General features: G+C 46.7%; 10 protein-coding genes. 7 read left to right on the top strand and 3 right to left on the bottom strand.

Features of this window, described 5'->3' with window-relative positions; translation table 11 throughout:
• The 4 genes from FD01_RS16500 to FD01_RS03065 form a co-directional block, all read left to right on the top strand.
• Positions 1-206: hypothetical protein (locus FD01_RS16500; RefSeq protein WP_235802921.1), on the top strand; the 206-nt coding region annotated here is incomplete at its 5' end.
• Between the two features lie 11 nt (positions 207-217).
• Positions 218-850, top strand: a complete 633-nt coding sequence (locus tag FD01_RS03055; RefSeq protein WP_054714971.1) for an alpha/beta hydrolase — start codon at positions 218-220, stop codon at positions 848-850.
• A gap of 236 nt (positions 851-1,086) precedes the next feature.
• Entirely contained in the window at positions 1,087-3,390 is a 2,304-nt protein-coding gene (locus FD01_RS03060; protein WP_152164745.1) for an alpha-L-rhamnosidase, read from the top strand.
• A 101-nt stretch (positions 3,391-3,491) separates the two neighbouring features.
• Positions 3,492-4,253, top strand: coding sequence for a MerR family transcriptional regulator (locus FD01_RS03065; protein ID WP_056962536.1), 762 nt, complete (start codon positions 3,492-3,494; stop codon positions 4,251-4,253).
• Positions 4,254-4,292: 39 nt separating this feature from the next.
• Here the strand turns inward: FD01_RS03065 and FD01_RS03070 are convergent, their stop codons facing one another.
• The 3 genes from FD01_RS03070 to FD01_RS16505 form a co-directional block, all read right to left on the bottom strand.
• A complete protein-coding gene (locus tag FD01_RS03070) occupies positions 4,293-4,724 on the bottom strand; it encodes a GNAT family N-acetyltransferase (RefSeq protein WP_054714981.1) in 432 nt (143 codons plus the stop codon).
• A 46-nt stretch (positions 4,725-4,770) separates the two neighbouring features.
• Entirely contained in the window at positions 4,771-5,616 is an 846-nt protein-coding gene (locus tag FD01_RS03075) for an alpha/beta fold hydrolase (RefSeq protein WP_056962537.1), read from the bottom strand.
• Positions 5,617-5,731: 115 nt separating this feature from the next.
• Positions 5,732-6,802, bottom strand: coding sequence for a hypothetical protein (locus FD01_RS16505; RefSeq protein WP_225436154.1), 1,071 nt, complete (start codon positions 6,800-6,802; stop codon positions 5,732-5,734).
• Between the two features lie 214 nt (positions 6,803-7,016).
• Between FD01_RS16505 and FD01_RS03085 the strand changes: the two genes are divergently transcribed.
• The 3 genes from FD01_RS03085 to FD01_RS03095 all read left to right on the top strand — a co-directional run bounded on the left by FD01_RS03085 (position 7,017) and on the right by FD01_RS03095 (position 9,893).
• On the top strand, positions 7,017-8,594 hold the full coding sequence (locus tag FD01_RS03085) for a peptide chain release factor 3 (protein WP_056962538.1): 1,578 nt from the start codon (positions 7,017-7,019) through the stop codon (positions 8,592-8,594).
• Between the two features lie 11 nt (positions 8,595-8,605).
• Positions 8,606-9,460, top strand: a complete 855-nt coding sequence (locus FD01_RS03090) for an SseB family protein (RefSeq protein WP_056962539.1) — start codon at positions 8,606-8,608, stop codon at positions 9,458-9,460.
• Positions 9,461-9,632: 172 nt separating this feature from the next.
• Positions 9,633-9,893, top strand: coding sequence for a helix-turn-helix domain-containing protein (locus FD01_RS03095; RefSeq protein WP_054714989.1), 261 nt, complete (start codon positions 9,633-9,635; stop codon positions 9,891-9,893).
• Positions 9,894-10,320: the final 427 nt, after the last annotated feature.

The following is a 10,320-nucleotide window of genomic DNA, read 5'->3' on the forward strand; positions in this document are numbered from 1 at the left end:
TGGAATTATTTGACGCTTATTTGAGTAATCGGAACGGTATAAACTGCGCGATGACAATGTTTGATCAAACTGTGGTTGGAAAGGTCCAAATCAAAAATGGTGAAGTTGAATCGGCTGATTTAGCTGCTCAGCCAGGTCGTTATGAGGTTAATCTGACCTTTTCGCACGTTGATCACTTTGCCCTACAGAAAATTGTTTTTAGCTAAGGAGAATTATCATGGCTGTATTTAGGTGTCGTTTCTTTTCACAATCTTTATTACGTGACGTTCATATCAATGTCATATTGCCAGCAGATCAGCCACAACTTCCCGGTCAAGATGTGCAGACACAGGAAACTTACCCGACGCTATATTTGCTGCACGGAATTTTAGGTAGCGAAGATGACTGGCTGAATCACACGAATATTCAAGACTTATCCATTCGATACGGCATTGCGGTCGTGATGCCTGCCGGTGAAAATCAGTTTTATGTCGATCAAAAGGCAACGCATGCGTTATATGGTGAGTTTATTGGTCAAGAATTGGTAAATTTCACCCGCAAGGTTTTCCCCTTATCGCCTAAGCAATCCGATACCATGATTGCAGGCTTATCAATGGGTGGTTATGGCGCGTTGCGTAATGGGCTCAAGTATCAACAAACCTTTGGTATGATTGGCGCTTTTTCTAGCGCACTGATTATTTCTGATTTAAGTCAAAGACAGAATACTTCGCCAATTCCATTCGAAACACGAAAATATGCTGAGGCTGTGTTTGGTCATGATCTTGAAGCAGTGTCGAAAAGTGATAAGAATCCTATTTGGCTAGCTGATCGTCTTTCGCCTGAGAAAAAAATCAACTCAAAATATTTATGACTTGCGGCAATGAGGATGGCCTGTTACAAGCGAATCAACGCACCGCGACAGCATTTTCGGATCTTGGAGTAGCGGTCCGTTTTGAACACTGGCGCGGTAAACATGACTGGAATTTTTGGCAAGAGTCGCTTACAAAATTCTTAACTTGGCTTGAATTGGACCCCAAACAGCATCAATTCGATCCTGGACAAATTCGAACAAAATAACTTTTGAAGGCAGTAGGTGAATCAATCGTCGTGAAATACGAAGCAGAAAAAAGACATTGGATGGGTCGTTGGATCAGTGCAAAGTGGGCTTTTGTCAATGATGAGCCCAAGTTTACGTTAGCCCAGATGTTCGGGGGGATGAAGACCGAACAACAACCAGTGAATCAACGTTTGAAACCAGCAGTGATTTTTGAACGCAAATTTGTGGTTGATCGCATCAAATCTGCGACATTAGCGATTACCGCTCAAGGTATCTATCAAGTTTACCTGAATCATCACCTGGTGTCAGATGCCCTGTTTGCGCCTGATTTTACCGCTTATTCAAACTATTTACAGTTTCAAGAATACGACGTTTCGGAATTTGTAAAAGATGGCTCAAACTTACTCCAAATAGTTGTGGCAGATGGCTGGTATGCTGGTCGAGTCAGCGTTCAAGGCGGCAGTGCCCAGTTCGGACATCAACTTGCAGCGTTGGCAGATCTAAAATTGTGTGATGATTCTGGCAAGTGCTGGACTGTGGGGACCGATGAAAAATTTATTGCCCGTACAGGCAAGTGGCGTTATGCAGACCTTCAAATTGGCGAAATGCAAGATCTGCGGTTAATTGATCGATCCACTGAAACGCCTGCACCGGTAAAAATTATTCAGGCCGATTATCAGCGACTGGCACCACAAACTGGTCCACAGGTTCATCGTCAAATATCAATGACACCAGTCAAGTGCTGGCAATCCGAAAACGGCTGGGTGATTGATTTTGGCCAGGTCCTAGTTGGCCGGGTGAAAATTGCATTAAACTTGGCATGGGGTCAAAAGGTCGTCTTAGAGTACGCGGAAGTTCTAAAAAAAGATGGGACCTTCTTTAAAAATATTATTGGTCGAAACAAGGATCAAACTGATATTTTTGTTGGTCGTGGTCGCTTTGAAACGCTTGAGCCGGATTTTACAGTTCATGGCTTTCGTTATGTCCAAATTACCGGGATCACAGATATCAAGATTGATCACGTCGAAGCAGAGGTGATCTTCAGCGATCTGACGGCGACAGGAAAAATTCAGACGAGTGACGACCGCATAAATCGCTTATTGTGCAATGTTTTGTGGAGTCAACGTGGCAATATGTTGTCCATTCCGACTGACTGTCCCCAGCGAGAGCGAATGGGGTGGACGGGTGATATGCAAGTGTTTGCGCCGGCTTCAACATTTTATTATGATACCCAACAGTTCATCAGGCGCTGGCTTAAATCGGTTCGAATCGATCAACAGCCTGATGGTCAAGTTTTAGACTACTCGCCAGCTCCTCGTGACTTGTTTTACAGTTCGGACTTTACCGGAAGCTTGTCATCTGCTGGTTGGGGAGATGCCATTATTATGGTTCCTTGGACTTTGTATCAACGATATGGCGATGAGACGGTACTTGCTGAAAATTATCAGGCGATGCTCAAGTGGCACCATTATGCGGTTAAGAGTGCTGCAGGCCAAAAAAATGATGACCGTCAGTATTTGTGGGATACTAAATTTCATTATGGTGATTGGATGCTTCCTAGTATTATGAAAGCGTCCAAAGGTAATCCAATGGCCACGTCCACAGCCACAAAGGATGTTGTGGCGACTGCATTTTTGGCGCATTCCAGTGAGGTGTTAGCACAAGTCGCTACCGTATTAGGACAAGACCCTTCTCCGTTTGATGAATATGCCACCCGGGTCAAGCGAGCATTTACAAAATATTATGTGACCCGAAATTTGAACCTCGTGAGTGATTACCAAGGCTGTTATGTTTTGGCGTTAGCTTTTTCCATGGTACCGGATACGATGACTTCGCCTTTGACCAAACGTTTGGTTGATTTGATTCACCAAAATGGTAATCGACTGGACACTGGTTTCTTGTCAACGCCATATTTGTTGGATGTTTTGGTACAAAGTGGAAATGTGCAACTTGCCAAGGACGTCTTTTTACAGTCACAATCGCCATCATGGCTGTATGAAGTTGATCATGGAGCGACAACGATATGGGAAACCTGGGAAGGAATTTCTCAAGATGGGACAGTTGGCGCTTTCTCGTTCAACCATTATGCCATGGGGTGCGTACTTGATTGGTTTGTGCGTGACGTGGTTGGCTTGAAGCAGACTGCACCGGGTTTTTCAAGCATCGAGATCGCGCCAAAGGTGGATTTAGTTGAGGCGTATTCGCTTTCGTATAAGACGAAATATGGTCTAATCCAAATTAGGCGAGAAAATGGTAAATTACTTATTAAAGTACCGGCCGCAATTTCGGCTGATGTCAAATTGCCTCATCAAGCAAAACAAACGATTCACAATCAGATCACAGTCACATACTAGTTTGAGTGTTGTGAGTCTCCGCAATTTTCGATCGCATTTTTTGCTTGACCATCACGTAACGTCAAGCCTTATGCTTGGGGAGTCAACCAGGAGGCGACAACATGACTTACTCGATTCAACAATTCGCTAAACTTTCAGGCGTCACCCCGCGAACTTTGCGCTACTATCATCAATTAGGCTTGGTGGTGCCACAAGTGTCAGCCAATGGTTATCGTGCGTATACTAGCGCTGACGCGGATCGCCTGCAAAAAGTGCTGATGTTTTCAGAACTTGGCTTTGCATTAAAAGACATTGGCACGTTGTTGGATGCGCCAGCTGCCGTTCAACTCGAGGCTTTGAATGCGCAACAGTCCGTATTAGCCGAGAAGTTGGATCGCTTGGCTCAAAGTCAGTTACGCCTTGAGTTGACCCGACAAAATTTACAAGGAGATCTCCATATGTCTGATGCCCAAAAATTCGCCGCGTTCAAAGAAGCCAAACTCGCAGAAAATGATGAGAAATTCGGCCAAGAAGTTTTATCCAAGTACGGCGCCGAACAAAAACACGCCGCCGATCAACATTTCTCAGGGCTGACTGAAGCCCAATACGCCAAGATGCAAACCAGAGAAGCAGAACTGAAAGTCGGGTTGTTAGCCTATCTCGCCGACTCGCAATTGCCAAGCGCTGTGGCCCAACAAGTGTTTGAAGCGCATCGCGATTGGTTGAAAACTGCGACGCCACAATATTCACCAGCCATGCATCGCGGCATCGTCCAAATGTATTTGGCTGATTCACGGTTTGCCGATTACTATACGAAATTGGTTGGGGATGGGCGCGCCACGAAAGCACTGGTTGAAATCGTCGACCATTATTTATCAGAATGAAAACAAAACTACCGTCGAATTTCGGCGGTAGTTTTTGGCTTACAACATGATATGCATTTCGCGATGGCGAATCCCGGCTTCCATAAATTCAGGTTTATCTGTTGGGGTGTAGCCGAGCGCCTTGTAGAAACCTAACGCTTGCACTTGCGCACCTAGGCGAATTTCTGGCGCTTGGACTTCTTTGGCGAATTTTTGCATCGCTTCAAGCAACGCCTTGCCGACGCCATGGTGGCGATAAGCTTTTTCGACGGCGACGCGTTGGACGTGATAGCCATAGTCTTCTGGCAATAAGCGGGCCGTACCGATGGGGAGTCCGGCTTCATAGGCGACAAAGTATGTGCACAGGTCTTCGTTTGCATCGACTTCTAAATGCGGGTCGACGCCTTGTTCGTTGACAAAAACGGTGGTGCGAATCGCCAAGGCGTCTTGGTACGTTTGTGATTCAAGGTGAGTGGTGGTTTTGATTTCCATGGTGATCCCTAGTTTCTCATAATATTTTCATTTATTATAGCACGATTTAATCTGCGCCAAAAGTTTCGATCATGAGCTTAGCCATCACGTCTGCGTGAGTTTCCAAGGCAAAATGGCCAGTATCCAGCAACTCGACGCGCGTGTTCGGATCATCGCGTTTGAAGGCAACGGCGCCAGCGGGAATAAACGAAGGATCGTTCTTACCCCAAGCCGCGAGGAGTTTGGGTTGGTAGTGACGCAGATAAGCTTGAAACTGGGGATACAAGGCCACATTGGTTTGATAATCGAAGATCAAATCGGATTGGTGCACAGCGTAATCAGGTTTAAGCGTGAAGTCGATGTCTTTGGTGTAATTCACTGCTGAAACAGCGCCTGGTGTTGTGCCGGTGAGGTATTGGTTGCGGATCGTGTCTGGCGCAAACGCTGATTGATAAAACTTGCGCAAGGCAGGCGTCGGATGCGCCCAATATTTCGCCCGCTCAGCCCATTTCGCGCCTAAACCCTCACGATAGATATTCCCGTTTTGACTGGTGATGCCCAAAATGGCGTCAGGATTTTCAAGGGCTAATCGAAAACCGATCGGCGCGCCGTAATCGAAAACGTACAAATAATAATGGGTGACGCCACGATCTTGGAGCCAGTCGTGGATCACTTGCGTCAAGCTCTCGAAAGTGTATTTAAAGTTTTTCGGACAGTGCGTTTGGCCAAATCCAGGCAGATCCGGCGCTAACAGGTGAAAATGCTGTTCAAGTTTAGGCATGAGTGAATCAAATTCATGTCCGGCACTGGGAAAGCCATGCAGCAATAGCATGGTGGGGCGCTTCGGGTCACCAGCTTCGCGATAAAACACATTCACTGAGCCAACTTTTTGCGAGTGATAAGAAACAACCATGGAATCAGCAACCTTTCTGACGTCAAATTGTGATGTCTATACACGTTATACGAGCGCAACCCGTCACTGTCAATTCCGATATGTAAGCCCGCTTGTCAAAAAGCAGGCCGTTTTTTTAATAACCGTAGTTGCTTGGTGCGGTACCACTGTCATCGATTTTATCCGCTTGCACTAACGGCACGGTGATTTTGCCGCCTAAGGTTGACGTGTAACTTTGGGTGCCGAGGCTCAAGCCATAAAAAGTCACTTTATCATCCTCTAGGATCCGAGTACTGCGCGTGGTTGGGTCGTAAACCACTAACACCACATTGTTGTAGTCGCCGTCAATGGCCACCCGCAAGTCTGTTTCTGTATCGCCTTCAACCACTTGGATCACTTTGCCAGTTAAGTGCAACAACTTGCCCATATAAGTGTCTGGATCACGGGCCAGTTGATCATAGGTGATGCCAGTGTTGTACTTATTGGCTTCGGCTTTGGCACTGGCGGCGGCAGCCTTAGATGAAGCGACGACACTTTCAGAATCAGAAGCAGAACTCAAACTTGACCAATACGCGTCAAGTGATTCCGATTCGCTAATACTAGTCGACTCCGCTTTGCTAACGCTTGCCGACACTGACTTTGACTCAGCCACACTAGAACTTGCCGAAATGCTGTCGGCAATTGCTTGCTTACTTGATGACATCGCGTACTTACTTTGCCGATCCGGATCCGGTAAAATCTTGAAGTCAGCGGTTTTGTAGCCAGTTTTGTGAATCAGCTTGAGATGGATCTTGGCTGGTTCGTTGCTAGCGGTCAGCTCGTAACTGACGGTGTCATCATAATCTTGTGGTTCATCGGCATCAGCGTTTTGGTTGGTGCTGTCAGTCAGTTGCACGCGATCACCGGCTTTGACGGGCACTTCGATGGTGTAAGTGTCATCGTGATCAAAATCTGCGGTGAAGGTTTTCCCATCCAACGTTAATTTCCCGTTATTGACCAATGGTTTCGATGAACTGCTACTGGAAACCGTGGTCGACTTTGGTGTGGCTTGGGCAGCGCTTGCTTCCCACAACCCGCCGATTGCTAACAACGATAACCCTAAGATCGCTGGCCACAACTTGTAAGGCCAGTGGTGGCGACCCTTCAACACGCTGACCAGCCCGATACCGAAAATGGCGAACAACGAAACAAAAATTCCTACTTTCATTTAACATCCCTCCTTACTATATATATTTGCGAAAAGTGGGGTGTTTGATACAAGACACAAAAATGAAATATTTGAAACGCCGTTAAATCAACGAGTCGTGCAGGTGGACGTGGGCCAAGGTTTTCTTTATAATGGATAACGACCTCGCTTCGACATTTTTGCTCGAAGCGCTTTTCGTGGGCTTTGACCCAAGTGACGTGTGAAAGGACATTTAATGAAACCTCAAGCCTTAAAAGATGAAGTCGCCAAGCGGCGTACTTTTGCGATTATCTCTCACCCGGATGCCGGGAAAACCACCATTACCGAACAACTCCTGTTATTTGGGGGCGTGATTCGTGAAGCCGGTACTGTTAAAGCCAAAAAGTCAGGGCATTTTGCCAAGTCTGACTGGATGGCCATTGAAAAACAACGTGGGATCTCTGTCACTTCTTCCGTGATGCAGTTTGACTACGCTGGCCGGCGCATCAACATTTTGGATACGCCAGGGCACGAAGATTTCTCTGAAGATACTTACCGGACATTGATGGCTGTCGACGCTGCGGTCATGGTCATCGACTCGGCCAAAGGGATCGAAGCCCAAACTAAGAAACTCTTTAAAGTCGTTAAAAAGCGCGGCATCCCGATTTTCACTTTCATGAACAAACTCGATCGTGATGGGCGCGAACCGCTGGACTTGATTGCAGAACTTGAAGACTTGCTCGGCATCGAAGGCTATGCGATGAACTGGCCAATGGGGATGGGGAAAGGCTTGATCGGCTTGTACGATCGCATGGCCAACCAAATCGAACTTTACCGCGAAAACGAAGCCGGCGAGAAGTTCTTACCGTTAAACGAGGACGGCAAGCTGGATCCCTCTGAACCGATTGCCAATGAATCCACTTATCGCGATACTTTAGATGATATCGACTTGCTCAACGATGCCGGCAACCAATATGACCTCAAAAAGATCATGGCCGGCGATCAAACCCCAGTGTTCTTCGGCTCAGCGTTGACGAACTTCGGGGTGGAAACCTTCCTGAAGCACTTCGTTGACATGGCACCACAACCAGGTCCACACAAAATGCAAGATGGCGAAGAAGTCATGCCAACTGCACCTGATTTCTCCGGCTTTGTCTTCAAAATCCAAGCCAACATGAACCCTAACCACCGTGATCGCATCGCCTTTGTCCGTATCGGTGCCGGCGAATTTGATCGTGGGATGGATGTCACCTTGGCCCGCACTGGCAAAACGATCCGTTTGAACAACGCCACGGAATTCATGTCAGATTCGCGTGAATCCGTTCAAACCGCCGTGGCTGGCGATATTGTCGGGCTTTATGATACCGGGAACTTCCAAATCGGCGACACGATTTACGCGGGCAAACAAAAGCGTGAATATGAAGCGCTGCCACAATTTACCCCAGAACTGTTCATGCGCGTCACCGCCAAGAACGTCATGAAGCAAAAGTCCTTCCACAAAGGGATGACCCAGCTGGTGCAAGAAGGGGCTGTGCAATTGTACCGGACGTATTCGACTAACGACTACATTTTAGGGGCAGTCGGTCAGCTACAATTTGAAGTCTTCAAATTCCGGATGCAAAATGAGTACAACTCAGAAGTTGAAATGACCACCATCGGCTCGCGTGTGGCCCGGTGGATCGATCCAGAACAACTCGATGAAAAGATGTCCAGCTCGCGCAACTTGTTGGTCAAAGATATTCATGACCAACCGTTATTCTTGTTTGAAAACCAATACGCACTGCGCTGGTTTGCAGACAAGTATCCAGATGTGACCTTAACCGCTAAACTATAGGAGGCGCCAACATGGGAATTTTCAATTTTGGCAACAATGACACCAACGATAACCAATCCGACGATCGCCAAATCGATCCCGCACACCAAGTCACCAACGATGACCTGTTAGGCTTGTGGCGCTCAGTGACGCTTGATCAATCACAAGAAAATATGTCCGCTTTTTTAGAAAACTTGGTGGAACAAGCCAACTTGATCACCTTTGCTTTAAGTGATGATCAAGTGCCAACCACTGAAGACGGCCATTTGAACTTCGATGAACCGATGGAGATCTCTTTCCCATTATTGACCGGCGAAGATGACAAAACTTTCCATCCATTTTTCACCGACTGGCAAGCTGCGCAAACCTTGCTAGATCAATGGGCAGAAGGCGGCAATCAAGAAACGGTTGATAAATGTCATCCCGTCGTGATCAACTTCCAAGAAATGGTCAACTTGATCAGCTCTAACGACGATGTGCAAGGGGCTGTCATCAATCCGTTTGAAGACAACATCACCCTTGACCACGATTCTTTGATCGACCTGGGCAAGCAAGCTCAAGCTCGTCATGATCAAACTGATCAACCGGTTCACATCGGCGACAGTCAAAAAGCCCCAGAAGGGTTACTCGAATCCTTAGCCGACAAATTTGCCAGCGATGATTTGGTTTCCAAAGCCTGGATCAAAACCTTGACCATCGGCGACCAACAATCCTTCTTCTTGATTTTGGATATGCAAGTCCTCGATGATTACAGTGACTACTTCGATCAATTGACTGTGATTGCCAACGAATACTTGGCGGATTCCGAACTGGGCATGACCATTGCGCCATACTCTGATGAAATCGCTGAAGCGGTGGATGGTTCCGTGCCATTCTTCGCCAAATAAGCAAACTGTGTTAAGTAGACCCCTAAACCGAATTTTGGCTTAGGGGTCTTTGTTTTGAATATCGAAACAAAGTTCAACATTTGACCGACAGGAACTTTCTTGTTATCTTTAAGCATCGTTGCGTTGCAATCGCAGAGCCTATGCAGAGCCTATATTGAAAGGACGATTTATAATGACCACTTGGCGCGACTATCGAAAATCCATCTCGAGCATTCCAAAAAGCGAAGTTGCTTTGATCAACGTGTTATCACGGTTTGAAGCGACTAGAATCAGTCGTGGTATTTCTCAAAAAGATTTTGCAGAGATGATTGGGATGAAGCAGCCTCAACTGGCCAAATTAGAACGGCTGGATTCGGTGCCGACATTAGCAACGCTTGAGCGGTATGCTGATGGCTTGGGTTTAAAAATCTCGTTGTTGATTACTGACATTTGAAATCAGTGGCGTGAATTTGAATGGCATCAGGGGACTTGATGTTTTGTTATAAATTTTTAGATAGACCAATATAACAGATGAAACGTCGACTGCACGTTTTTTATGACGAAAAATAGCTGTTACGATACCAAACATTTACAATTTGTTGCTAGCTTTCTAAAACCCATAGTGTTATTCTGATAGCGTTAACAAGGTGGAGAGACGGCTAAGGCTACGTCGTCAGGTTTCTTCGCAACGAGGGGAAGCGCCTCGCAAACCCGGAGAGAGAGATCCGCAGTCAGGTGGTGTGAACCTAATGGCTGGCTCTCCCATACTAGAGTGCCGGTACCTGAAGCGTCTCGACATGTGGACGCAGGTATACTCGGAAGTTCCGCCTCATGGTGACATGAGAAGCAGGTGACGCCTGTGAGCGAACAGCAATGCAGAG

The organism is Lacticaseibacillus manihotivorans DSM 13343 = JCM 12514 (assembly GCF_001435035.1).
In the GTDB taxonomy this organism is placed as follows: domain Bacteria; phylum Bacillota; class Bacilli; order Lactobacillales; family Lactobacillaceae; genus Lacticaseibacillus; species Lacticaseibacillus manihotivorans.